This is a genomic window from Bradyrhizobium sp. BR13661 (genome assembly GCF_029892425.1).
Classification (GTDB): Bacteria; Pseudomonadota; Alphaproteobacteria; order Rhizobiales; family Xanthobacteraceae; genus Bradyrhizobium.
Genome location: NZ_JARXWB010000006.1, coordinates 294387 through 319056 on the forward strand (window position 1 = coordinate 294387; position 24670 = coordinate 319056).

Here is a 24670-nt window from a genome sequence, read left to right on the forward strand (position 1 = left end):
CGTATCTGGGATCGACTGGAAATGGCTCGTAGGCGAAAGAGACGGAAACGGCCATCAACGCGGGTTGATCTTTGGGATGGCGGGGTCGTGCTAAGCCGAAATCCTGCCAGCCTGAAGCGGCGACGCTGTATCGACATTGGCTCTGGACGAGAGCCGATCACTTCTGCAATTGAAGGCCGCAAGTGACGAGTGTGAGGATAGGCCGGGATGCCGGCGGTAGAATTTGACCTTCCTGGACTGATCGGCAAGACCGGCGAGTTTCGCGACGGCAAGACAGAGGAGGCGTTCGCCGCGAGCGTCTGGCAGTCGGCGCGCGCGATGGCCCTGTTGTGCGTCCTCGCCGAGACGGTCGCGAGCCTGTCCTTCGTGCCGCTGGATGTCCTGACGTTGACCGGCCCACGGCTGGCGTTCTTCGTGGAGGTGCGGGTCCTGATCGCGCTCGCCGCGGTTGCCGCCGTGCTGGCGCTATTGCGGACGAACCGCTACGCGCGCATCGTTGTGATCACGCATCTGCATCAGCTTGCGTTCTTCACGCTCAACGCGCTGGTCTTCAACCATCCGAGCCTGACCCGTCATGGCGGCCTGCTGCTGCCGCTGATTGCCATCGCGCTCAACCTATGCGTCCCCGGGCGATTTCGCTGGGTTGCGTTGATGAGCGCCTATGCGCCGATCGTCAGCCTGTTGTTCTGGGCCGTGCTGAGGCCGGATCCGGAGAGCCCGCTCGATCTCACGATTATCATGCTGGTCGTGCTGGTCGGCTATGTCGTCGGCGCCGTGGCGCGCACCCAGTTTAACAGGCTCCGGCGCGAGGAATATCTGCGCATTGCGCGTGAGCGGCAGGTCAACCTCGATTTGCGCGAGGCCAAGGATGCGGCGGAAGCGGCCGCGAACGTCAAGGCGGACTTCCTGGCCGTCATGAGCCACGAGATCCGCACGCCCATGAACGGCATCCTCGGCATGGCGCAACTGGCGCTCGATGAGCCGCTGCCGCCAGTGCAGCGCAAGCGCCTGTCGATCATCAAATCGTCGGCAGAGGGGCTGCTCGGCATCCTCGACGACATTCTCGACATCTCCAAGCTCGAACGGCAGGCCGAGCTCTACGAGCGCGCGCCGTTCGATCTCAGGCAGAGCCTGCGCGAGATCGTCAATCTGATGACGCCGCGCGCTCGCGAGAAGGGATTGAGCCTGCAACTGGTGCTCTCGCCGCTGGTGCCCCAATGGGTTCTCGGGGATCAATCGCGGGTGCGGCAGATCCTGTTCAACCTGATCGGCAACGCCCTGAAATTCACGAGCCAGGGCAACGTCGGCATCGAGGTCACGGCAGCTGCACCGAACGAGCAGGCGCGGATCACATTCTGCGTGTCGGATACCGGCATCGGAATCACGCCGGAGCAACGGGCGCACCTGTTCCAGGCATTCGGGCAGGCCGATGCGTCGATCCGGCGCCGCTTCGGCGGCACCGGGCTCGGACTTGCGATCTGCAAGCGGCTCGTCGATGGCATGAACGGCGAGATCGACGTCGAGAGCACCCCGGGGCAGGGCAGCCGCTTTCGCTTCAGCCTGCCGCTGCCGGCAACCCGTGAGCCGGTCGAGCGCGATGCGATCGACGCGGCGGCTGCGCAGGTCAGGCGGCTCAATCTGCTGCTGGTCGAGGACCTTCCCGTCAACGCGATGGTTGCGCGCGGGATTCTGGAAAAAACGGGCCACAGGATCGCGCTGGTCAAGTCCGGCGAGCAGGCGATCGAACTCGTGCAGAGCGCGCGGTTCGACGCGGTCCTGATGGACATGCAGATGCCTGACGTGGACGGGCTCGAGGCGACGCGCCGAATCCGCGCCCTCGCGGCTCCGCACGGCCAGGTGCCGATCGTTGCGCTCACGGCCAATGTCATGTCGGGGGATGTCGCCGCATGCCGCGCCGCGGGCATGGACGGACATCTGGCGAAACCGATCGATGTCGCGGCACTGCATGCCGCGATCGAGGCGGCGCTGCTATCCCGGCGCTGGCCCGTATCCGGCCCGAGCGTATCCCTGAATGCCGGCGGCGACGTTCTCGTGGTGGGCGACGAACGCAAGGCGACGCACGCTGCGCTCCAGCAACTCGGATTTCGTGTTTTCCCGGCCCGATCGTTCGAAGCCGCCGGCACGATGGTGTCCGCGCGGGAATTCGCGGCGTTGGTGGCGGTCGCTCCGCCGTCGGGATTTCTGCGGTCGCTGCGCCAGCGCACCGCAGGGGAAGGCAAAGGCATGTTCATCGTCGGCGTTCCCACTGACGGCGAAGCCGTGGGTCTGCTGGAGGAGGGCGCCGATCTCGCGCTGGCGCCCGCGCTTGCGACTGACGACATCGTATGGAAGATCGAGGCGTTCCTGGCGCCTCCGCAGGCGCACGGATCGTTCGCGCTCGAAGAGGTCTTCGAGCGTGATCGCATCAATGAATTGCAGGGGTTGTTCGCGCACAGCCTCTTGGAACTGGACCGCGACTTGGCGCGCGGCGATCTGACGCCAAAGGATCTTGCAAGCATCGCCCACCGCATCAAGGGGAGTGCGGCGAATCTGCGCATGCCCGAACTCGCCACGCGCGCCGATGATGCGCTGATGGCGGCGAAGACCACGGGGGTGAGGCGCGGCGACCGGGACGAAGCCGTTGGAGCGCTCAGGCGGCAAATCAGGCTCGTCCTGCGGGACCTGGATGTCGCCGGTCAGAGCAGGCTGGTGCCGGCGGCAATCAACAGCGCGTTCGAAGGGGCCAATGTCGACGATCATCCTCGTGGTTGAAGACGCGCCGGAGATCCGGCTGATGCTGACCTCGTTCCTCCGGGAAGAGGGCATGGTTGCGCACGGCATGGCGACCGGCGGCGAGCTGCGTGCGGGGCTCGCAGCGCTCAGGCCCGACATCGTCCTGCTCGACATCAATCTGCCGGACGCCGACGGCATCGCGCTTGCGCGTGAATTGCGCCTCGGGGAGCAATGCGGGCTGATCTTCGTCACCAGCCGCGATTCCGATGAGGACGTCCTATCCGGGCTCGAGGCCGGCGGCGACGACTACGTCTCCAAACCGATCAATCTGCGCACGCTGCTCGCCCGCATCCGCAGCGTGTTGCGGCGGACCAAGGAGAAGATCATTACCTTCGACGGATGGATTCTCGATCCGGTCCGGCGCGAGTTGTTTCGGCCCGACGGCAGCATGGTGAAGCTGACCTCGGGCGAATTCAACATCCTGGCGGCCCTTGCCTCGCAAATGACGCGGCCGCTGAGCCGCGATTTCCTGCTCGACGTCATCTCCAATCGCGATCCGCGCGAGATCAGCGAGCACACGGTCGACAATTTGATCGTGCGGCTGCGTCGCAAGATGCAGTACGACGGAACGGCGGCACCGATCGCAACGGTGCGCGGCGTCGGCTATGCGCTCATGCCGCTCCAATCCTAGGCCTGATTACCCCAGCCGTTGATCCCGCATGTCCTGCGTGTCTTCCGTCGCTGCCTTGACGGCGGCGCTCGCGGCGCTCTTCGCCGCGCCCTTGCGGCTCGCGACCTCGATCGCCTTGCGGCCGGAGATCTCGTGGCCGGCATCGGCCGGCATCTGCCAGAAGAACCAGCTCGAGGCCGCCGAGGTCAGCGCCACCACGATGAAGGCCGGCATGAACACGGTGGCGTTGAGCTCGCTGACGTGGTTCAGCCACATCGTCGTCTCCACCGAGGCGGCACCGACCGCGACGCCGGCGGAGACGGCGAGCTGCTGGTTGACGCTGACCAGCGTCGTGGCTCGGCTCATCTGCGGGCTCTCGACGTCGGCATAGGCCACGGTGTTGATCGCGGTGAACTCCAGCGAGCGGAAGAAGCCGCCGACCACCAGGATCACCATGATGATCAGAAGCGGCGTCGTCACCGTGAACAGCGCGCAGACGCCGAGGAAGAATGCGCTGACGATCGCATTCACCGTCATCAGGTTGCGGAAGCCGAAGGCGCGGATGAGACGCGCTGCCAGCGTCTTCATGCCCATGGCGCCGAGCGAGGAGGAGAAGGTCACGAGGCCGGAATGAAACGGCGACAGCCCGAAACCGATCTGCATCAACAGCGGCAGCAGGAAGGGCAGCGCGCCGATGCCGAGCCGGAACATGAAGCCGCCGATGATGGCCGCGCGCAGCGTCGGCAGCCTGAGCAGTGAAAAGTCCAACACCGGCGATCCGGTCCGGCGGGCGTGAATCACGTAAAGCGTCATCGAGATCGAGCCGCCGAGGACGAGGGCCGCGATTGTGCTCCAGGGCAACAGATTGAGGCCGGCGACCGACAGGCCGAAGGCGATGCCGGCAAGCCCGAGCCCTGCGAGCACCATGCCGTAGAGATCGAACTTCTCCTGCGTCTCGCTCTTGATGGGATCGATGAACTTCAGCGCCATGAAGATGCCGAGCAGCCCGATCGGGATGTTGATCAGGAAGATCCAGTGCCACGACGCGTAAGTCGTGATGAAACCACCCAGCGGCGGGCCGATCACGGGACCGATCAGGGCAGGGACCGTCACCCAGGCCATCGCGTTGACCAATGCGCTCTTGTCAACCGAGCGCAGCAGCACGAGGCGCCCGACCGGCGTCATCATCGCGCCGCCCATGCCTTGCAGGATGCGCGCGATCACGAAATCGGTCACCGAGCCCGACAGGGCGCAGCCGACCGAGCCGATCATGAACACGCCGACGGCGATCGCGAACACCATGCGCGCGCCGAACCTGTCGGCGGTCCAGCCGCTCGCCGGGATGAACACCGCGAGCGACAGCAGGTAGGAGGTGATCGCGAGCTTCAGCGTCAGCGGACTGGTGCCGATATCGGCAGCGATCGCCGGCAACGAGGTGGCGATCACGGTCGAGTCCATGTTCTCCATGAAGAGAGCAGTGGCCACGATCAGCGGAATGGTGCGTTGCTTGTCGACCATGACGGATTGGTAATGGAAATCACGAGGAACAGCGAGAATTGCGGCTTATCACCGCCATCCGGCCGGGGCCATTGCGGATCAGCGCATAGCACCTAGATGCCGGCTGGCGCTCCCTCGTCATTCCGGGGCGCGACGAAGTCGCGAGCCCGGAATCCATCAGGCAGCGTCCCTGCGGCTCGATGGATTCCGGGCTCGCGCCAAGTGGCGCGCCCCGGAATGACGGCGTGGATGGGCTTTCCCCCGCTGAATTTGCGCAAAAATGCCTGTGCATGGCTGGCCAGCGGTCCGATTTCCTTTGATTCGTCACGCGGCCGTGCTATCGACCCGCGTCAACCCCACCGATGGGCTCCGATTCTCAAGGCGATGCCGCAAGGTACGCCGAGGGTGGCGCTCATCCATTCTCATTTGCGGCAGGGCCGCAGGAAGGAGTTGGCATATGGCCACGGTGCAACTTCAAGGCATCCGCGAAGCTTTTACGTTCGACGACGTGCTGTTGAAGCCGGGCCTGTCGGACGTCATGCCGGGCGAGGTCGACATCCGCTCCCGCGTCACCCGCGCCATTCCGCTCAACATCCCGATCATGGCCTCGGCCATGGACACCGTCACCGAGGCCCGCATGGCGATCGCCATGGCGCAGGCCGGCGGCCTTGGCGTCATCCATCGCAATTTCGATCCCGAAGGGCAGGCCGCACAGGTGCGGCAGGTCAAGCGCTACGAGTCGGGCATGGTGGTGAACCCGCTCACCATCAGCCCCGAGGCCACGCTCGACGATGCGCTCAAGCTGATGAGCGATCACGGCATCTCCGGCATTCCCGTCGTCACCGGCGCGGGCAAGAACACGCCCGGCAAGCTGGTCGGCATCCTCACCAACCGCGACGTGCGGTTCGCGACCGATCGCCGGCAAAAAGTCTCCGAGCTGATGACGCACGAGAAGCTCGTGACAGTGCGTGAGAATGTGAGCCAGGACGAAGCGCGACGGATGCTGCACCAGCATCGCATCGAGAAGCTGCTCGTGGTCGATGAACAATATCGCTGCGTCGGCCTGATCACTGTGAAGGACATGGAGAAGGCGGTCGCCCATCCGCTCGCCTGCAAGGACGCGCAGGGCCGCCTGCGCGTTGCGGCCGCCACCACAGTCGGCGACACCGGCTTCGAGCGCACCGAACGTCTGATCGATGCCGGCGTCGACCTCGTCGTCGTCGACACCGCGCACGGCCACTCCCGCCACGTGCTGCACGCGGTGAACCGCATCAAGCGTCTCTCCAATTCCGTGCAGGTCGTTGCCGGCAACGTCGCCACCACCGAAGGCACGCAGGCGCTGATCGACGCGGGCGCTGACTGCATCAAGGTCGGCATCGGTCCGGGCTCGATCTGCACCACGCGCATCGTCGCCGGCGTCGGCGTGCCGCAGCTCACCGCGATCATGGATGCGGTGGAGGCGGCGAAGAAGGCCGACATTCCCGTCATTGCCGACGGCGGCATCAAGTTCTCCGGCGATCTCGCCAAGGCGCTCGCCGCCGGCGCCGACATCGCCATGGTCGGCTCGCTGCTCGCCGGCACCGACGAGACGCCGGGCGAAGTGTTTTTGTGGCAGGGCCGCTCCTACAAGGCCTATCGCGGCATGGGCTCGGTCGGCGCAATGGCGCGCGGCTCGGCCGACCGCTATTTCCAGCAGGACATCAAGGATACGCTCAAGCTCGTCCCTGAAGGCATCGAGGGCCAGGTGCCCTACAAGGGCGCGGTCGGCCACGTCATGCACCAGCTCGCCGGCGGCCTGCGCGCGGCGATGGGATATGTCGGCGCAAAGGACATGCAGGAGCTGCACGACAAGGCCCAGTTCGTCCGCATCACCGGCGCCGGCCTGCGCGAAAGCCACGTCCACGACGTCACCATCACGCGCGAGAGCCCGAACTATCCGGGCGGGGGTTAGTTATTGCGCGCTCCGCTGTCATACCCCGGCTTGACCGGGGCATCCAGTACGCCGCGGCGTCTCGGCTCAATTACAATCGCCTCCGGAATACTGGATCGCCCGCCTTCGCGGGCGATGACGGTGAGTATGTGGCGCCACCGTTTTTGTATTGACGCGCCTCGCTGCCTCCGCTTCCGTCCGGCTTGAAAGAAAATCCGGAGGAAGCCATGTCCCAAGCAAAACGCATCGTTCTCGCCGCACGTCCCGTCGGCGAGCCCAAATCATCTGATTTTCGTCTGGAGGAATTCGCAGTGCCGGCGCCCGGCGCTGGCGAGGTGCTGCTGCGTACGATCTGGCTGTCGCTCGATCCCTATATGCGGGGCCGCATGAGCGAGGGTCCGTCCTACGCCGCGCCGGTGCCGGTCGGCGGTGTGATGGAAGGCGAAGCGGTGAGCGAGGTCACGGCCTCCAACAATCCGGACTTTGCCAAGGGCGACATCGTTCGTGCCCGGACTGGCTGGCAGTCGCACGCGATCTCCAACGGCAAGGGTCTGATCAAGGTCGATCCGAAGCTCGGTCCGATCTCGACCTCGATCGGCGTGCTCGGCATGCCCGGCATGACCGCCTATACCGGCCTGCTCGACATCGGCAAGCCTCAAGACGGCGAGACTGTCGTCGTCGCCGGTGCTTCGGGCGCGGTCGGCTCGGCGGTGGGACAGATCGCCAGGATCAAGGGCGCACGCGCAGTCGGCATCGCCGGCGGCAAGGACAAGTGCGACTACGTGGTGAAGGAGCTCGGCTTCGATGCCTGCGTCGATCACCGTGATCCTGATCTCGCGGCGAAGCTGAAGGATGCTTGCCCGAAAGGCATCGACGTCTATTTCGAGAATGTCGGCGGCGCCGTGTTCGAGGCGGTGTTCCCGCTGCTCAATCCCTTCGCGCGCGTGCCGGTCTGCGGCCTGATCGCGCATTACAACGACACCGAAGCCAAGCCGCCGAAATGGGCCGCAGCGATGATGCGCGCGACGCTGACCAAGCGGCTGACTTTCCGCGGCTTCATCGTCTCCGACTTCGCCTCGCGCCATGGCGACTTCCTGCGCGACATGTCCAACTGGGTCCGCGACGGCAAGGTGAAGTACAAGGAGTTCGTCACCGAGGGCCTGGAGAGCGCTCCCGGCGCGTTCATGGGACTGCTGAAGGGCGCCAATTTCGGCAAGCAGCTGGTCCGGGTCGGGCCGGACAAGGCTTAGACCTGCCAGGCTGAACCGTCTCCGATAGGTCTGGGACGTCTCGTAGTTGCACCGGTGTCACACTCCTGACACCGGTGGTTAACAAAATGTAACCGATCGGCAACACCTTCCCGCAAAAACCCGCCTGTGTGACCGAGGGTTCATTGACGTCAGGGTGAAGGCATTGAATCATCGCGCATATTTAGGGCGTTGCGATGTTAGAGATCGGTATTTTCAGCGTAATCCTTCTGGCCGCCGGCTATTGGGCGACCATGTTTGTCATGGGCCGCCATGACGACGTCATCCACGGCAAGTTCGTGCACAGCGAGGACGAAGGTACCTTCGTGCAAGCCGCGATGCCGGCGCCTCCGCCGCGCTTTCCGAACCGTCCGGTCGTGAAGGCGGCTGAGCCCACCAGAATTGCGCCTGCCAATGATCCGGCGGCCAAGCCGGTGACCAGCGATGCGCTGCAATCGTTGCTCGCTGCAATCCAGCAGGATCTCAAGAGCGTCGCCTGAACCGCACGCTAATGCGCGCCGCCCATCTGGGCGAAGAGCTCCTCGATATCGACGTCGACCTGGCCCGCGGCGCGGACGTGGCGGACTTCAAAACTGTCAGGGGCGAAGCGGTACTCGACGAGGCCGGTCTCCTTGATCGCGATCCGGTCTTGGCGCTGATCGTTGATCTTGAATCCGGCCGACGGCGCCCAGACGTGGCGCGTCTGGCGAAACGTGAAGTCGCGACGCTGGTGCACGTGACCGCTGGCGATGAGGCGGAGATCGACGCGTGAGAACATCTCGATCAGGCGCGCACGCGCCGGCTGCGGCACGTAGCGGATCGACGTCTCCGGGAGTTCAGGATTGTCGGGCAGGTTGAGAAACAGTGGCTTGTGGATGAACAGCGCGACCGGCCTGCCGTTCACGCGTGAAATCTCCGAAGCGAGCCAGTCGAACTGCTCGGCCTCGAATGCGAGGCCTGAATTCATGACGAGCGAGTTGAGGCCGATGAAGCGCCAACCGGCGGCCTCGAAAGACCAATGGTCTTCGCCGATGATGTCGCAAAATTGCTGGCGGTGCGCTTCCGCGATCGGCGGCTTGGGCGCAGGTCCGAGCGCGGTCGGGTTGTCGCCGATATCGTGATTGCCGGGGATGTAGCGGCACTCGACCGGAAGGGCCGCGTGCAGGCTCTTCGCAAACTCGACATCGTCGCGGTCGCTCGGGCCGTCGAACGACACGTCGCCGGTGTTGATGACGAGATCAGGCCGGCTTGCGTCGATGTGCTCGCTGACCGCCTGGAAGTTCGCGATCAGGCCGGGGAAGCGCCGGCCGAGATGCGTGTCGGAAATCTGGACGAGGCGAAATTCTGACATGCGCAAAGTATCATCTAGCCAAACGTCGGAACGATGACATCTGCGCAAGATCCGCGATGAAACAAAGTTTAAAGCGGACAACGTTTAAAGCAGACGAGAGCGGATCTATCCGCCGTCAAAGCAAATCCGCCCGGCGGATTTGCCGTCGCGATCCCGAAGCGCGAACGGACAACGCAGACGTTCCAGCGCCCTGCCGGCATCTTCATTGCCGAGAGCGGCAGCGCGCTTGTAATAGGCGATCGCGGCCCTCGCATCCTTCGCCCCGGCGCGGCCGGCTTCGGCGTAGGCGCCAAGCCGCTCGAGTGCGTCGGCATGATCGAGCGCAGCGGCCTTTTCGAACAGCGCCTTGGCGGCGACGTCATCTTTCGCCGCGCCATCACCGTCCTGGGTCATTAATCCCAGCTGATACATGGCTTCGCTGGAATTCGCTTCGACTGCCCTGGCGTACCATTTGCGCGCCATCCCGAAATCGGTCTTGCCGCCGACGCCGGCGCCGTAGAGCGAGGCGAGGTTGGTCATGCCGTCGACATCGCCGGCTTCAGCCGCTCTCTCGATCAGCATTCGTCCCTCGGCGATGTTCTTCTTGAGGCCGTTGCCGTTGATCAGGAGCACGCCGAGTCCGGTCATCGCGGCTGTGCTGCCGGCATCGGCGGCCTTGCGATAGGCGCTGGCGGCCTCGGTCATCTGCCGATTGAACTCATAGGCGCGGCCGAGCTCCATCCAGATCCGGCGCGGCGCATCGGGCGCCGCTGCGGCCGCCTTGCAGGCCTTCAGCGCTGTTGGAACATCGGCGATGTCGAGATTGCCCTTCACATCGGCAGGCCTGTCCACATCGGTGGGATGTGCGGCGAGCCGGTCGCAGGCCGCGATGTCGGCTGGTCCAGCGATGACCGGTCTCAGCGGCGCAGAACAAAGGATAGTCGCGAGAGTGAGCGCGGCCGTTGCGCGAGATCTTGCTCGGGGCATATCGGTCACAGCACGCGATAACGGATCGAATAGGCGTCCTGCTGCGCGACGCCGCCAGTGACCGGCGAGGCGATGCGATCGGCGAGATGCCAGGGGCCGAACTGCTCGCTGCGATGCGGCTCGGCGGGCAGACGCAGGCGGAACTCGAATGTGCCTTTACCGGGCAGGTTCATCACCAGCATTCGGTCGGTGGTGCGATAGTTGAGCGCGACCGCGCCGCGCAGCACCGCGCGTCCGTCAGAAAGGTCGCTGACGCCGTCGACGAGCGCGAGGGTCTGGTTGCGGTCGGTGTGCAGCTCGATCTGGGGGTCGGTGGCCGCCGTGGTCAGGGTCTCGCGGGGCATGCGGATCTCGAACTCGACTGCGGGCTTCGACGGGTTGACGCCGAGAAAAGCGAGCGCGGCATGGCGCATGTCGTAGCCGACGAACGCGAACAGGGCGATGGCAGCGAACAGGGCCAATCCGTGCCTGACGACATCGCGCCAGCTCCGGTAGCTCAGGCGGAAATAGACCGTCAGCGCCAGCGCGACGGCCAGAGCCGCCGCAACGCCTGACAGCGCCGACATCCAGAGGCCGAGCTGGCCGTCGGAGGTTTCGGCCCAAAGGCTGGACAGGGTGTTCATGGCGGTCTTCGCCGGCTCCGGGGGGCAAAATCGCTTTGCCGATCGGCAGTTGGTCGCAAGATCGGGAATGCCGGTTCAAGTCGTTCGCGGACGATCGCTGCCCTTGCCGCGAACGAGGCTGCCGGCGCTGTGGCACCGGCGGCATTTGCGGTGGCTGTTCAAATGGATTGGCCGAAATTCTGCCTTGGATTCTGAAGCGCTATTCCGCGGCCGCCATGGCCGGTGCCTTACGGCGCGCGGCGTTGAACTTGCCGCAGACCTGCGTGCTCAGGCAGTCGTCGCACTCCCGGGAACGTGCGGCTTGCTGCAACAGGCGGAAGCGGGCGGGCAGGGCGGCCAGATCGGCGGCGCTTCGCAGGCTGCCGATGTCGATGCCGTAGTCCTGCGTCGTGAAGCTGCACGGCGAGACCTGGCCCTTCTCATCGATGAACAGAAAGCTCTGTCCAGGATCGCAATCGCTGACCGGCATCCGCTGGCCCAGCGTGCTCGCACGGATCCGCGCCAGATAGTGCTCGCCGCCGATCAGCATGACCGCGCGTGAAGCGAGGTTTTGGCGAATTGCCGGCAGAGCCCGTTCCAGCGCATCGACATCTGCGCCGGTGAGACGGTGCTGCGGATAAAACTCCGGCCGGTCGCGGCCACCGAGCTGATTGTAGGTGATCTCGACGATGCCCCAGTCGGCAAGCTCATCGCACAGCGTGGCGAATTCGCCGACATTCTGGTGCATGAGCACGACGTTGGCGCGCAGCTTCAGTCTCGAACCGTGCACGCGCGCCTCACGCGCCAGCTGAGGCACCCAGCGGCGCAGCTTCTCGAAACCGCCCGCCCAGCCTCGCGAGGGGTCATGGAAGGCGGCAAAACCGTCCACGCTGATGGTCAGCTCCTTGTAGGTCTCGCAAAGATGCTGGCGCAGCGCCAGGCTGCCGACCGTGGTGCCGTTGGTCGTCGCGCTGACCTCGAGGCCAAGCCCGCGCACGGCGTGGGTCAAAGCCTGCAGGGGCTGCCAGCGCAGCGGCTCGCCGCCGAGCCAGCTCAGAAGAACGCCGTCTCCGGTTTGCGCCTGATGCTCGGCCAGCACCGTGGCGAAGCGGAGGATCTCGGCGGGCGCAGCCTGGCTGCGCGGAAAGCCGAGACGCTTGTCATAGGCGCAGAATCCGCAGGCAAGGTTGCAACTGTTCACGACACGCCAGACGACGATCATGTTGGCCTCTCTCTTTACGTCAGTGTCTCAAACGATGATTGCCATCGCCTTGACGAAGCCTGGGCCCGTCGCCCATGTATTGCAACTTGTTATTTGCAATTTGCTATTCGCGCGAGCTAGGATGCCCTATGGCCGCCGAACTGATCCGCCCCATTCTCACCGTCGATGTCGTGCTGCTGACCCTGCACGATGACCGCATCCATGTCGTGCTCCAGGCGCGCGAAAAGGCCCCGCACGCCGGACAGCTCGCGCTGGTCGGCGGCTACGTTCATCCCGAGGAGGACGTGTCGACTCATGCCGCGGCAGTCCGCGTGCTGCGCGACAAGGCCGGGCTTTCCGTGCGCGTGCTCGAGCAATTGATGACGTTTTCGGGCGGGAAGCGCGATCCGCGCGGCTGGTCGGCGTCGATCGCTTATTACGCGCTGCTGCCGCGCGCGGATTTCGCCGCGCGGGGCGATGCGTCGCTGAAAATGCTGCCGGTTGCTGAGGCGAGGGGGCTTCCGTTCGACCATGACGCCATCGTCGCCGGCGCGCTGGAGCGCTGCCGGCGCCGTGCAGCCTATTCGTCGCTGCCGGCCTTCCTGCTTCCGGTGGAATTCACGCTGCCGGAGCTGCGGCGCGCCTATGAGGCCGCGCTCGGCCGCTCGCTCAACGACAGCGCCTTTCGCCGCAAGGTTGACGAGCTCCGGATGATCGAGCCCGTGACCGGTTCCGTCAGCAAAGCGACGGCGCGGCCAGCGCAATTGTTTCGTTTGGCCAAGTCCGGCGTTGTCGAATTCGACCGCACCGTGTAGCGGTGATCGCCTCGCGCGCCGTTCGCGCCATTTTCGGGAAAGTTCCGATGTCCGTTCAAATGGTTTTGCTGCCGGTCTTCGCGCAGATTGGGCTCACCTTCGCGCTGCTGATCGGCATGGTGTTTGGGCGCCGCAATGCGCTGGTTTCTGGCGAGACAAAGATCCGCGACATCGCTCTGGGTGAGCCCAACTGGCCCAAGGGCGCCACGCAAATCGCCAATTGCTACCGCAACCAGTTCGAGCTGCCAGTGCTGTTCTACGCCCTGATCGCGCTGGCGCTGCCGCTGCGGCACGCCGATCTCTTCATCGTGCTGATGTCCTGGGTGTTCGTGGTGACACGCTTTGCCCATGCCGGCGTGTTCGTCACCACGAACGATCTTGGCCGGCGCTCGACGGTCTGGCTCGCCGGCGTCCTCGTGCTGCTGGCGATGTGGATCTACTTCGCCCTGAAAATCCTGTTGCTGATCTAGGCGCTTGCACGCCAATCCCGATCTGAAAGATTCAAATGACTCCCGCTGCCCGGCTGTCCGCAGCCATCGAAGTGATCAACACCATCGAGAAGGACCGCGTGCCCGCGGCGAAGGCGCTGAAGGAGTGGGGCACCGCGCACCGCTTCGCCGGCTCCGGTGACCGCGCCGCGATTGCCGGCCTGGTCTGGGACGTGCTGCGCCGTTATGCCTCGAGCGCCTTCCTGATGGATTCCGACACCGCCCGCGCGCGGCTGATCGGCATGCTGCGCCTCGAGCGCAACATGGACATCGCGACCATGGCCGCTCTGTTCGACGGCAGCCGCTTCGCGCCCGAGCCGCTGACCGAGGCCGAGCAGGCCGCCCTCAGCTCGCGCTCCCTCGAAGGCGCGCCCGCCGCGATTGCCGGCGACTATCCGGAGTGGCTGGATTCTCATCTCGCCAAAGTGTTCGGCGAGGACCGCGCCGCGGAGGCGGCGGCGATGGCGAGCCGGGCGCCGCTCGATTTGCGCGTCAACACGCTAAAGTCCAATCGCGACAAGGTGCTGAAGGCACTTGCTCATCTTCATGCGAAACCGACGCCCTGGTCGCCAAATGGCCTGCGCATCGAGCTTTCGGCCGATGCACGCAACCCCGGCATCCAGGCCGAAGAGGATTTCATCAAGGGCGGCGTTGAAGTGCAGGATGAGGGATCGCAGCTGGCGGCCCTGTTCACCGCGGCAAAACCCGGCGAGCAGGTGATCGATCTCTGCGCCGGTGCCGGCGGCAAGACGCTGGCGCTCGCAGCGCTGATGCAGGGCAAGGGCCGGCTCATTGCCACCGACAGCGACAAGCGCCAGCTCGCGCCGATCCACGAACGCCTGTCGCGCGCGGGCGTCCACAATGCCGACGTCCGCACGCCCAAGGGCGAGGCCGATCCGCTCCAGGACATCAGCACGACCGCCGACCTCGTGGTGATCGACGCGCCCTGCACGGGAACCGGAACCTGGCGCCGCAACCCCGATGCCAAATGGCGCATGCGCCCGGGCGCGCTGGAGATTCGTCTGAAGGACCAGGCCGAGGTGCTCGCGCGCGCGGTTCCGCTGGTGAAGGCCGGCGGCCGCATCGCCTACATCACCTGCTCGGTCCTCCCTGAGGAGAACGGCGAGCAGGTGGAGGCCTTCGTCGCGAGGCATCCGGAGTTTGCGGTGGTGCCGCCGGAACAGACCGCAAGCGTGCTCTGGGACAAGGCCGAGGCGTTTGCAGAAGCCGCACTCCGATCGGACGAGGGCTGGCTGATGACCCCGCGCCGCACGGGCACCGACGGGTTCTTCGTCTCGGTTCTGAAGAAGGCGGGCTGATTCCGCTCCGTCGTCATTCCGGGGCGCCCGAAGGGCGAGCCCGGAATCCATCGGGCGGCATAATCTGAGGATCAATGGATTCCGGGCTCTCGCTTCGCGAGCCCCGGAATGACGGCTTGGCCGCAAACAAAAACCCCGCGAACCGGATCCCGGTCGCGGGGTCTTTCGAACTCAACGATCTGCCGGTACGTCCGCGGTCAGATCGCGAATGTCGGGGTCAACTAGCCGGCGCGGAGGTTGTCGGCCGAGGACTTGCCGCTGCGGCGGTCCGCAACGATGTCGAAGGAGACCTTCTGGCCCTCGTTGAGGGTCGACAGACCAGCGCGCTCAACGGCGCTGATGTGAACGAAGACGTCCTTTGCGCCGTCATCCGGCTGGATGAAGCCAAAGCCCTTTTGGTTGTTGAACCACTTCACGGTGCCCATTGCCATAGTCATTTCCTTTCAATTGACGATGCACTCAGGGGGACAAATGCGCAGTCTGCGCCCACTGTCCCGATTGGTCGATTTTGGAGAAATACCTGAAACGTGCTCGCCCATTGGAAATGAGACGGAGCGGCCCAGTCGTTCGGCCAAGGATCGATGTTCACAATCTAGCGATTTTTTGGGGCAACTTCAAGGCGGCACGCGCTCGTGGCGAGCCGGGTAAGATTTGCTATTTTGCGCTGCAAAACGCCTCCTGAACGATAGTTCCATCAGTCCACGATGAAGAGCGTCGCGCCCACCGCGGTCGACGACCGATGCGCGGCGTCGCCAAAGTCCGAGACCTGGTAGCTCATGCCAGGCGTCAGCTTGAACTTGCGCCCATCGCGCAGCTCGCTGTCGAGCTCGCCCTTCAGCACGTAGAGCACGTGGCCCCGGTCGCACCAATGATCGGCGAGATAGCCCGGCGAATACTCGACCATCCGCACGCGGAGATCGCCGATGTTGAGCGTGCGCCATTTGGCTTCGCCGGTTTCGCCAGGATGCGTGGTCGCCTCGACCTTGCTCCAGTCGGTGACGGTGAAGGGCGAGGTGGGGAGCTTCATGATGGGAAATCCTATGGCGGAGGCGGCGGAGAGTTGTTAGCGCAAGCTGCCTCTACAGTCTCCGTCATTGCAATGACGGAGAAGATAGCAGCCCTCAATGCGGCAAATGATTCGCCGAGCCCTGCACGATCAGCCCCGCATCATTCACCCGCAGATATTCGCAGATCCTCTTACCCCGCTCGTTCTCGTAAAACACCACCACGCTGTCAGGGCTGACGAACAATTCGATCAACGTGAAGTGCAGCTCCGGCAGGAGCCCGAGCGCTTTGCTCCAATACGCCCGCAAAGCGTCCTTGCCGCGCACGGTGCCGCTGGCGTCGAACCCCATCGCCGGAATGCGGTCCGAGGTCATCACGGTGGCGTCGTCGTAAAGCGTCAGCACGCGCTCGAGATCGCGCGCGTTCCAGGCCTCGACCCAGGTGCGGCCAAGCGCGGCAAGCGTGGATGGCTGATGAAATTTGGTCATGGCGTTCTCCCTGATCGGCCCCTGTTTGGCAGGCGAGGCATATTAGGTCAATAATACTTACCTATATCCATTTGTCCACGCCCAAAGAAGCATGTGGGCGCGCGCACTCGCGCGGTTGCGGCGCGGCCCCCCGTCGCGTATTTGCTTGCCATGACAGCAGCACAGAACGACCGCTCAGCGTCGACGCCCTCCGTGGCCTCGGCGCACGACAAGATTCTCATCGTCGACTTCGGCAGCCAGGTGACGCAGCTGATCGCGCGTCGCGTGCGCGAGGACGGCGTCTATTGCGAGATCGTCCCGTTCAACAAGGCCGAAGAGGCCTTCAAGGAGATGAAGCCCAAAGCGGTGATCCTCTCCGGAGGGCCGGAGTCGGTCCACGAGGCAGGCTCCCCCCGCGCCCCCCAGCTGATCTTCGCCTCCGGCGTGCCCGTGATGGGCATCTGCTACGGCCAGATGACCATGGCCGCCCAGCTCGGCGGAGAGGTCGAAGGCGGCCACCACCGCGAATTCGGCCGCGCCGATGTCGAGGTCAAGGCCGAGAGCAAGCTGTTCGAGGACGTCTGGTCGTCAGGCAGCAAGAACCAGGTCTGGATGAGCCACGGCGACCGCATCACCAGGATGCCGCCGGGCTTCTCCGTCGCCGGCACCTCCCCGAACGCGCCCTTCGCCATCATCCAGGACGAGACGCGCAAATATTACGGCCTGATGTTCCACCCCGAAGTGGTGCACACGCCCGATGGCGCCAAGCTGATCCGCAATTTCGTCCGCAAGATCGCCGGTCTCACCGGTGACTGGACCATGCGCGCCTTCCGCGAGGAGGAGATCGCAAAAATCCGCGCCCAGGTCGGCAAGGGCAAGGTGATCTGCGGTCTCTCCGGTGGCGTCGATTCCGCCGTCGCGGCCGTGCTGATCCATGAAGCCATCGGCGACCAGCTCACGTGTGTTTTCGTCGATCACGGCATGCTGCGCCTCGACGAGGCCAAGACCGTCGTCGACCTGTTCCGCCACCACTACAACATCCCGCTCGTGCACGTGGACGCCTCCAAGCAGTTCCTCGGCGAGCTCGAAGGCGTCACCGACCCCGAGACAAAGCGCAAGACCATCGGCCGTCTCTTCATCGAGGTGTTCGAGCAGGAAGCCAAGAAGCTCGGCGGCGCCGACTTCCTCGCGCAGGGCACGCTCTATCCTGATGTGATCGAGAGCGTCTCCTTCACCGGCGGCCCCTCGGTGACGATCAAGTCGCACCACAATGTCGGCGGTCTCCCTGAACGCATGAACATGAAGCTCGTCGAGCCGCTGCGCGAGCTGTTCAAGGACGAGGTGCGCAAGCTCGGCTACGAGCTCGGCCTGCCCGAAATCTTCGTCGGCCGCCACCCGTTCCCGGGCCCCGGCCTCGCCATCCGCTGCCCCGGCGACATCACCAAGGATAAGCTCGACATCCTGCGCAAGGCCGATGCCGTCTACATCGACCAGATCCGCAAGCACGGCCTCTACGACGACATCTGGCAGGCCTTCGCCGTGCTGCTCCCCGTCAAGACCGTCGGCGTCATGGGCGACGGCCGCACCTACGACTATGTGGTCGGCCTGCGTGCCGTCACCTCAACCGACGGCATGACCGCCGACTTCTACCAGTTCGACATGAAATTCCTGGGCGAGACCGCCACGCGCATCATCAACGAGGTGAAGGGCGTGAATAGGGTGGTCTACGACGTGACCAGCAAGCCGCCTGGGACGATCGAGTGGGAATGATTTCTAACGTTTCCTAGAACAACTGGAAAAGGCCAACTATGAACCCTCCGGTTCGGTACCAGGTGTTTGTTTCTTCAACCTATGAAGATCTCCGGGCCGAACGTCAGCAGGCCACTCAGGCTATATTGGAGGCTGGTTGCTTTCCCTCTGGGATGGAGCTCTTTCCGGCTTCCGACGACTCGCAATGGGAGTTGATAAAGCGCGTCATTGAGGAATGCGATTACTACATTGTTATTGTCGCGGGTCGCTATGGAAGCGTCGGGCCGGAGGGAACGAGCTTCACGGAAATGGAATACGACTACGCCGTCGCGAGAGGTATACCGGTTCTTGGATTTGTTCGAGATAACGTGGGTGAGATATCTCTAAATAACGCCGAGAAAACGGAGAAGGGCCGAAAGCAGCTTGACGCCTTCCGACAAAAGGTAATGTCTCGAACGTGCAGAAAGTACTCGACACCTACTGAGCTTGGTATGGCTGTTATGAAGAGCCTTATGGCGGAGGCTCGCGTTAGACCGAGAACGGGGTGGGTTCGTGCAGACCAGGCACGCTCAGAAGAAGATTTGGTTCGCGAGCGCAAGCTGAGTGACGAGCTTGAAGCGGCGCGAAATCTTGTCGGCGAGCTCAAGAGGGAGCTTCGCGACCGAGCAATTCTTGGAGATGAAGTGCCTGAAGATATGTTGGCTCAAGGTGATGACCCATGTGAGCTAACAATCACGTTCCAGAGCCAGGACAAAAAGCTTGTCTGTGAAAACATCGTACTGACCTGGGATGAGGTATTCAAGGTTATTGGGCCAACGATCTACGGCTACATCGTGAGAAAAGGAACCGGATATAACGATGCGGGCACATATCCGTTTCAAGACAGCTTAGAAGCGCACATTAGATCAAAAATTGTAGATCGCGTTCAAGGCAGGAAGATCGGAATGGAGGGCAGCCAGCTAGATGCCTGCATCCTCCAATTCAAGGAACTCGGGTTGCTGACGTTCGCCGAGAAAAAAGAAGCAGATGGAAGCCTATTTCGAGGTGTGACGCTGACCGAAAGAGGAGAGAGGCATCTCACGTTGTTGAGCACGAGGCGTCGAGGATCTGTTGCAACAAATTCCGCGAAACCCGAGCGAGTTGCCAAGAAGCGTTCAGCAACGAAAGCCAAGATTACGGTTGAGTGAGGTGTTTTGAGAGCCCGTAGGATTGGTAGAGCGCAGCGAAACTGACGATCGAATGGGAGCAGGGCGTTGCTGTGCACCGTGGTCTTACGTCAGCGCCATCTACGCTGGCAGAAGACCCGCGGCGCGATAGCTGTCGATCGTCGAGTCGTAGAGCGAAATATCGGAGCGGCTTCTGGCGAAGAGCTGCGCGCCGGCGATGGCGGCGAAAATGGCGCGGGCCCGCTGTTCGCTCTTTCTCGAACTGACCAGGCTAGCAGCCACCAACAGCTTGCTCAGCCACGCCACGTTGACGTCGGCAAATGCCAGCACTTCCTTCTTGACGGCGTCCGGCAGGTCCTCGATTTCCGCTGACATGAAGCTGCAGAGGCACATGCGATTGTCGTTCTCGAGCGCTTTGCGAAACATTTCGGGATATCGACGCAGGCAGCGGACAGGATCGGCGGTTTCTGCCAGCATCGCCTCGAGCTGGGCGGCGGTGTCCTCCCAGTAGCGCCGTGCGACGGCTACGCCCAGATCGGCCTTGCTTGGAAAATGGTGGTAGATGCTGGCGGCCTTGATCCCGACTTCATCAGCGAGATCGCGGAAATTCAGGCCGCCATAGCCGCGCGCCTGCGCGGTCCGCTTTGCTGCCGCCAGGATGGCCTCCCGAGCGCTTGAACTCACCTCAATGCCTCACTGCTTCGTTATCTACCAAGTGACAGGTAGGGCTTGACCCCCAGGATGGGAAGTCTTCATATCGGGCCTACCAAGTGACAGGTAGACAAAATAGGAGTCGTGATGAAGATTTACGATTGGCCAACGGGTCCATACCCGGCCCGCGTTCGTATCGCCCTGGCTGAAAAGAACCTGCAGTCGCAAGTGCAGTTCGTATTGGTCGATCTCTACAAGGGCGAGCACAAGAAGCCCGAATTCCTTGCCAAGAACTACTCCGGCACCCTGCCGGTGCTCGAACTCGACGACGGGACCTTCATTGGCGAGTGCACGGCAATTACCGAGTACCTTGATGCGCTCGATGGCGCGCCGACGCTGACCGGCAGGACCCCGCGCGAAAAGGGCGTGATTCATATGATGAGCAAGCGCGCCGAACTGGAGGTGCTCGATGCCATCAGTGTCTATTTCCATCACGCCACGCCGGGTCTTGGGCCTCATGTCGAGATCTATCAGAATCCCGAATGGGGATTCCGCCAGCGCGACAAGGCACTCAGGGGGATGCACTATTTTGACGGCATTCTGAGAGAACAGCCGTTCGTCGCCGGCGAGGCGTTCACGATGGCCGATATCACCCTCATCGGCGGCTTGATCTTCGCGGGACTCGTGAGCGTGCCGGTGGAGTGCGAGGCTCTTTTGGCATGGTATGCAAGGATGCAGCAGCGTCCTAGCGTCAGGAACCGGATCACGATGTCCGAGCCGACCAAGGCAGCTTGATCGAGATCGGAGCTTGCAGGATCAGTCGAGCGGCTATCGCTCCGCCACGAGGGACTGCAACGGGGCGCTTCGTAGCCCGGATGGAGCGAAGCGTAATCCGGGGGGCGCCCCATCGGCAGTCGCGCGAAGCGGTTGGTCCGTCCCGAATTGCGCTTTGCTCCATCCGGGCTACCGGTTCCAGCCAAACCGCAAGATCGGTCGAGCACACCCCGGCCATCCCGGCCTAACTGCATCCGCCACGGAGGAGGGACGATGACGGCGGCATTGCAGAACTATGAGGCCCGGATGCGGCGGGTGCTGGATCATATCGACCGGCATCTCGACGCGGATCTGGACCTGGACGCGGTGAGCGCCGTTGCGGCCTTCTCGAAATTCCATTTCCACCGGCAGTTCACGGCGACCTTCGGTCTGTCAGTGCATCGCTATGTCCAGCTGGCCCGCATGAAGCGCGCATCATATCAGCTGGCCCATATGGATGCCCTCGATGTCACCGAGATCGCGATGGATGCCGGTTATGACGCGCCCGATGCCTTCGCCCGCGCCTTTCGGCAACGGTTCGGGCAATCGCCGTCGTCGTTCCGGAAATCGCCGGTGTGGGAACCGTGGCTTGCGGCCTTCGGGCCTCTGGATATCGCGAGGAGCAAGCTCATGAAGACAGACTATACGGCCGCCAACGTCACCATCCGCGAAGTGCCGACCACGAAGGTGGCGATCATGGAGCATCGCGGGAGCCCGGCGACGCTTGGCGCGACCATCCAGCGCTTCATCGCCTGGCGCAAGGCCCGCGGCCTGCACCCCAGCACAAGCCCAACCTTCAATGTCTGGCGATCCGAACGCGATCCCGCATCGCCTGCCGATTACAGCACCGACCTCTGCGTCGGCACCGACCAGCCGATCGGGGCGAATGGCGAAGGGATCAAGGCCGGCGAAATCCCCGGCGGCCGCTGCGCCGTGCTGCGCGTCGTCGGCTACACCGACAATCTCGAGCCTGCCGCGCTCTTTCTGTATCGCGATTGGCTTCCTGATAGCGGCGAGGAAACGCGCGACTTTCCGCTCTACTGCCAGCGGCTGAGCTTCTTTCCTGACGTGCCGGAGCACGAGACGGTCGCGGAGCTGTTCTTGCCGCTGAAATAGGGCGCCTAAACGACGGCAGCGCTCCGTTAGAAGCGAAGATCGCCCGGCGATCTCGGTTTCACCTCTCCCTACGGGAGAGGTGTTCACCCCCGCGACATCTTCTCGAACTTCTTCACCAGCCGCTCGCGCTTCAGCCGCGACAGCCGCTGGATCCAGAACATGCCGTCGAGCTGGTCGATCTCATGCTGGTGGCAGACGGCGCGCAAGCCGTCGGATTCCTCGCTCTGCATGTTGCCGTCGAGATCCTGATAGCTGATCCGCACCCGGGCGTGGCGCTGCACATCGTCATTGACGCCGGGCATCGACACGCTGCCTTCCTTGTGCAGGATCATCTCGGGCGAGGCCCACTCGATTTGCGGGTTGACGTAGGTCTGCGCTCCCGCCTTGGCGTCGAGCTCGAGCACGACGACGCGCAAGGGTACGCCGATATGCGGCGCCGTGATGCCGATGCCGGGCGCGGCGCGCATCGTCTCCAGCAGGTCGATCGCAAGCGCGCGCAAGCCGTCGTCGAAGGCGGTGACGGGGCGGGCCGGCATCGCGAGCCGGCGGTCGGGATAGCGGACGATGGGGCGAATGGCCATGTGAGGCTCCCTAGCACTCACGAGGGAGTGAAACACCTCGTTCTTGACGATCTACCAACTAGAAGGTAGCTATACCCCATGACCAATCCTTCCTCAACCGCCGACGAGATCCTGGCCTGTGCTCGCACGCTGATCATCGCGGGCGGTTACAACGGCTTCAGCTACGCTGACGTGGCCGAAGTTGTCGGCATCCGCAAACCGAGCATCCATCACCATTTCGCCAGTAAGGTCGATCTGGTTCGCACTCTCGTGTCGCGCTACCGCGAGGAAGCGGTGGCGGGACTGTCGGCGCTCGAGCGCAATATCCCGGACCCGCGCGACCAGCTCAAAGCCTATGTCGGATATTGGGAAGCGTGCATCACCGACGCAACGGCGCCCTTCTGCGTCTGCGCGCTTCTCGCCAGCGAACTGCCGATCCTGCCGGAGGAGGTGGCGCTCGAAGTCCGCGCCCACTTCCGCGCGCTCGCGTCCTGGCTGACCTCGGTGATGGAGCGCGGCAAGCGGAAGGGGCGGCTTCACCTCTCCAACTCAGCCAAGGTCGAAGCTGAAGGATTCATGGCGACCATTCACGGCGCGATGCTGTCGGCGCGTGCCTATGGTGATCCCAAAATGTTCGGTGTGATCACCGCGCCGCTGCTGGAGCGGCTGTCCGCGAAGCACTGAGAGAGATCGGCGAGACGACAACGCCCCCCTGGGGAACGCAATTTGCGACATCAAACTACCAACTAGTAGGTAAAGGATTGAAAGAAATGGCTCAAATCGATCTCGTTCGTGACGATCGCGGGCAATGGCTCAAACAATACTATTTCATCCGCGCGGCGTTTTCCGTTGCCTGGGTCGTTGCCGCGTTTTCTGTCGCACCGTCCTCTCCGGCGATCGCCGGCGCCTTGCTCGTGCTCTATCCGGCATGGGACGCCGCAGCCAATTTCGTCGACGCCTTGCGCAGCGGTGGCCTCGCGCAAAACCGAACGCAGGCGCTGAACGTATTCGTCAGCCTGGCGACCATGATCGCAGTCATCGCTGCCTTGCAGACGAGCATGAACTGGGTGCTCGGCGTCTTCGGTGCCTGGGCGATCCTGGCCGGATTGCTCCAGTTGGGGACCGCCATCCGGCGCTGGAAGAGTTTTGGCGCGCAATGGGCCATGGTGCTCAGCGGCGCTCAGTCGGCGCTCGCAGGCGGCTTTTTCATCTTTCAAGCCACGACGCCCGCGGTGCCGTCGATCGCTGATGTCGCGGGTTATGCCGGTGTCGGTGCGATCTACTTCCTGGTCTCGGCCGTCTGGCTCACCGTCAGCGATTGGCGTCAGCACAGGCGAGCTCAATTGGGGTGATGTTGCACTCCATGCCTTGCACCGAAAGATGACGGGCCGGGATATCGTCCGCGGAGCCCTTGCGACGAAGCAATCCGGACTGTCTCCGCCCAAGGACGTCGGATTGCTTCCTGTTCTCGCCCGGCGCCCCACCGCCAATGTCCTGCGACACGAGGCACCTTATGCTCTCGTCGCGCTGGCGGCGCAGTCGAACAGAGCGTTGACGTCGCTCTGCGTGAGGGCCGAAGCGATCGCGCGGCCGGTGTTTTGCCCGACGTGTCAAATCGCGGCTCTCAATCGCGTGTCACCGGCATCGCCCATGATCGGGATCGCAACTCATTGATTTCGCTGCGGCCATCTACTGTGCATGGGGTTGTTTTTGACGCTTGGCATCGAAAAACAAAGAGACAGTCAGTCCGAATAGGGCGTGCCGTCCTTGTGCACGAACCGTCCGTCGGAATTGGCGCTCATCATGTCGATGTCCGAACAGGTCGTGAGGTCCTCGGGCGCGCGCGAGCCGACCTCGAGATAGACGGCCACCGTATCCGAGCGGTTGATCATGTGATGGCCGTTGCCGCTGCCTTTCGGGAAGGCGGCGCAGTCGCCGGCGCGCAGGACGGTTTCGCTATCGTCCTCGATCAGCACCACTTCGCCTTCGAGGACATAGACGAACTCATCCTCGTGCGAGTGCCAGTGCCGCTGGCTCGACCAGTTGCCCGGCGGCAGGCGCATCAGGTTGACGCCGAAATCAGTGAGGCCCCCGGCATTGCCGAGCCGCTTGCGGATGCGATCCGCGCAGGGGGCGTCAAACGGTGCGGGATAGCCCGAGCCCTTGCGGGCCGGGACGCTGGCGACATCGATTTTGGGCATGCGGGACCGTCCTGACATCTACCGCCAGCACGTAGGCAGTGCGAGCGGAGCGCACCAGAGGCGCTTGCCGTGGAACTGTGCGCCGTCTGCGGTCGCGAGGGTCTGCGAAATAAAGTAGGCTCG

At 63.6% G+C, this 24670-nt stretch carries 25 protein-coding genes; 14 read left to right on the forward strand and 11 right to left on the reverse strand.

The genetic code is table 11. The annotated features are described in order from the left end of the window. Positions 1–207: 207 nt before the first annotated feature. Positions 208–2772, forward strand: a complete 2565-nt coding sequence (locus M2427_RS13075) for an ATP-binding protein (RefSeq protein WP_280706716.1) — start codon at positions 208–210, stop codon at positions 2770–2772. Further along, the gene (locus M2427_RS13080) at positions 2747–3424 is read left to right on the forward strand and encodes a response regulator transcription factor (protein ID WP_280706717.1); all 678 of its coding nucleotides are present in this window, start codon (positions 2747–2749) and stop codon (positions 3422–3424) included. The genes M2427_RS13075 and M2427_RS13080 overlap by 26 nt, the downstream gene beginning before the upstream one ends. 6 nt (positions 3425–3430) lie before the next feature. On the opposite strand, the gene M2427_RS13085 is transcribed toward M2427_RS13080, so the two are convergent. Then, positions 3431–4921 carry an MFS transporter gene (locus M2427_RS13085; RefSeq protein WP_280706718.1) on the reverse strand — a complete coding sequence of 497 codons (1491 nt, stop codon included), beginning with the start codon at positions 4919–4921 and terminating at the stop codon, positions 3431–3433. Positions 4922–5357: 436 nt separating this feature from the next. Between M2427_RS13085 and guaB the strand changes: the two genes are divergently transcribed. The 3 genes from guaB to M2427_RS13100 all read left to right on the forward strand — a co-directional run bounded on the left by guaB (position 5358) and on the right by M2427_RS13100 (position 8577). After that, the gene (guaB, locus tag M2427_RS13090) at positions 5358–6851 is read left to right on the forward strand and encodes an IMP dehydrogenase (RefSeq protein ID WP_280706719.1); all 1494 of its coding nucleotides are present in this window, start codon (positions 5358–5360) and stop codon (positions 6849–6851) included. 206 nt (positions 6852–7057) lie between these two features. After that, the gene (locus M2427_RS13095; RefSeq protein ID WP_280706720.1) at positions 7058–8080 is read left to right on the forward strand and encodes an NADP-dependent oxidoreductase; all 1023 of its coding nucleotides are present in this window, start codon (positions 7058–7060) and stop codon (positions 8078–8080) included. 194 nt (positions 8081–8274) lie between these two features. Beyond that, entirely contained in the window at positions 8275–8577 is a 303-nt protein-coding gene (locus tag M2427_RS13100) for a hypothetical protein (protein WP_280706721.1), read from the forward strand. Between the two features lie 8 nt (positions 8578–8585). Here the strand turns inward: M2427_RS13100 and M2427_RS13105 are convergent, their stop codons facing one another. The 4 genes from M2427_RS13105 to M2427_RS13120 form a co-directional block, all read right to left on the reverse strand. Further along, the gene (locus tag M2427_RS13105; RefSeq protein ID WP_280706722.1) at positions 8586–9428 is read right to left on the reverse strand and encodes a metallophosphoesterase; all 843 of its coding nucleotides are present in this window, start codon (positions 9426–9428) and stop codon (positions 8586–8588) included. Positions 9429–9533: 105 nt separating this feature from the next. After that, positions 9534–10259: a tetratricopeptide repeat protein gene (locus M2427_RS13110; RefSeq protein WP_280706723.1), complete on the reverse strand. Its 726-nt coding sequence runs from the start codon at positions 10257–10259 to the stop codon at positions 9534–9536. Positions 10260–10399: 140 nt separating this feature from the next. Continuing rightward, a complete protein-coding gene (locus M2427_RS13115; protein WP_280706724.1) occupies positions 10400–11017 on the reverse strand; it encodes an acriflavin resistance protein in 618 nt (205 codons plus the stop codon). A 199-nt stretch (positions 11018–11216) separates the two neighbouring features. After that, the gene (locus tag M2427_RS13120; RefSeq protein ID WP_280706725.1) at positions 11217–12218 is read right to left on the reverse strand and encodes a radical SAM protein; all 1002 of its coding nucleotides are present in this window, start codon (positions 12216–12218) and stop codon (positions 11217–11219) included. 128 nt (positions 12219–12346) lie between these two features. Between M2427_RS13120 and M2427_RS13125 the strand changes: the two genes are divergently transcribed. Genes M2427_RS13125 through M2427_RS13135 form a run of 3 tightly spaced genes read left to right on the forward strand, consistent with a single transcriptional unit; the run spans position 12347 to position 14819 of the window. Then, entirely contained in the window at positions 12347–13012 is a 666-nt protein-coding gene (locus M2427_RS13125; RefSeq protein ID WP_280706726.1) for an NUDIX domain-containing protein, read from the forward strand. 47 nt (positions 13013–13059) lie between these two features. Next, positions 13060–13482 (forward strand): MAPEG family protein, encoded by a 423-nt coding sequence (locus M2427_RS13130; RefSeq protein ID WP_280706727.1) that lies wholly within the window; start codon positions 13060–13062, stop codon positions 13480–13482. 35 nt (positions 13483–13517) lie between these two features. Then, positions 13518–14819 carry an RsmB/NOP family class I SAM-dependent RNA methyltransferase gene (locus tag M2427_RS13135; protein WP_280706728.1) on the forward strand — a complete coding sequence of 434 codons (1302 nt, stop codon included), beginning with the start codon at positions 13518–13520 and terminating at the stop codon, positions 14817–14819. A gap of 221 nt (positions 14820–15040) precedes the next feature. On the opposite strand, the gene M2427_RS13140 is transcribed toward M2427_RS13135, so the two are convergent. The 3 genes from M2427_RS13140 to M2427_RS13150 form a co-directional block, all read right to left on the reverse strand. Continuing rightward, positions 15041–15250, reverse strand: a complete 210-nt coding sequence (locus M2427_RS13140) for a cold-shock protein (protein WP_027532363.1) — start codon at positions 15248–15250, stop codon at positions 15041–15043. Positions 15251–15513: 263 nt separating this feature from the next. Beyond that, the gene (locus M2427_RS13145; protein WP_280706729.1) at positions 15514–15846 is read right to left on the reverse strand and encodes a DHCW motif cupin fold protein; all 333 of its coding nucleotides are present in this window, start codon (positions 15844–15846) and stop codon (positions 15514–15516) included. 94 nt (positions 15847–15940) lie between these two features. Then, a complete protein-coding gene (locus M2427_RS13150) occupies positions 15941–16312 on the reverse strand; it encodes a nuclear transport factor 2 family protein (protein WP_280706730.1) in 372 nt (123 codons plus the stop codon). Between the two features lie 150 nt (positions 16313–16462). Between M2427_RS13150 and guaA the strand changes: the two genes are divergently transcribed. Further along, complete coding sequence (gene guaA / locus M2427_RS13155; RefSeq protein WP_280706731.1) at positions 16463–18061, forward strand: glutamine-hydrolyzing GMP synthase; 1599 nt, start codon at positions 16463–16465, stop codon at positions 18059–18061. Between the two features lie 38 nt (positions 18062–18099). Further along, complete coding sequence (locus M2427_RS13160; RefSeq protein ID WP_280706732.1) at positions 18100–19227, forward strand: DUF4062 domain-containing protein; 1128 nt, start codon at positions 18100–18102, stop codon at positions 19225–19227. A gap of 99 nt (positions 19228–19326) precedes the next feature. On the opposite strand, the gene M2427_RS13165 is transcribed toward M2427_RS13160, so the two are convergent. Next, entirely contained in the window at positions 19327–19890 is a 564-nt protein-coding gene (locus M2427_RS13165; protein ID WP_280706733.1) for a TetR/AcrR family transcriptional regulator, read from the reverse strand. 114 nt (positions 19891–20004) lie between these two features. Here M2427_RS13165 and M2427_RS13170 point away from each other — a divergent pair, with 114 nt between their 5' ends. Together M2427_RS13170 and M2427_RS13175 are read left to right on the forward strand one after the other, a co-directional pair. Beyond that, positions 20005–20652: a glutathione S-transferase gene (locus tag M2427_RS13170; RefSeq protein WP_280706734.1), complete on the forward strand. Its 648-nt coding sequence runs from the start codon at positions 20005–20007 to the stop codon at positions 20650–20652. Between the two features lie 252 nt (positions 20653–20904). Then, the gene (locus tag M2427_RS13175; protein WP_280706735.1) at positions 20905–21786 is read left to right on the forward strand and encodes an AraC family transcriptional regulator; all 882 of its coding nucleotides are present in this window, start codon (positions 20905–20907) and stop codon (positions 21784–21786) included. An 83-nt stretch (positions 21787–21869) separates the two neighbouring features. Here M2427_RS13175 and M2427_RS13180 read toward each other — a convergent pair whose 3' ends face one another. Continuing rightward, entirely contained in the window at positions 21870–22367 is a 498-nt protein-coding gene (locus M2427_RS13180) for a peptide deformylase (RefSeq protein ID WP_280706736.1), read from the reverse strand. Between the two features lie 78 nt (positions 22368–22445). Between M2427_RS13180 and M2427_RS13185 the strand changes: the two genes are divergently transcribed. Continuing rightward, positions 22446–23030, forward strand: coding sequence for a TetR/AcrR family transcriptional regulator (locus tag M2427_RS13185; RefSeq protein ID WP_280706737.1), 585 nt, complete (start codon positions 22446–22448; stop codon positions 23028–23030). Between the two features lie 86 nt (positions 23031–23116). Beyond that, positions 23117–23698: a DUF308 domain-containing protein gene (locus tag M2427_RS13190; RefSeq protein ID WP_280706738.1), complete on the forward strand. Its 582-nt coding sequence runs from the start codon at positions 23117–23119 to the stop codon at positions 23696–23698. Between the two features lie 390 nt (positions 23699–24088). Here the strand turns inward: M2427_RS13190 and M2427_RS13195 are convergent, their stop codons facing one another. Further along, complete coding sequence (locus M2427_RS13195; RefSeq protein ID WP_280706739.1) at positions 24089–24547, reverse strand: cupin domain-containing protein; 459 nt, start codon at positions 24545–24547, stop codon at positions 24089–24091. Positions 24548–24670 lie beyond the last annotated feature (123 nt).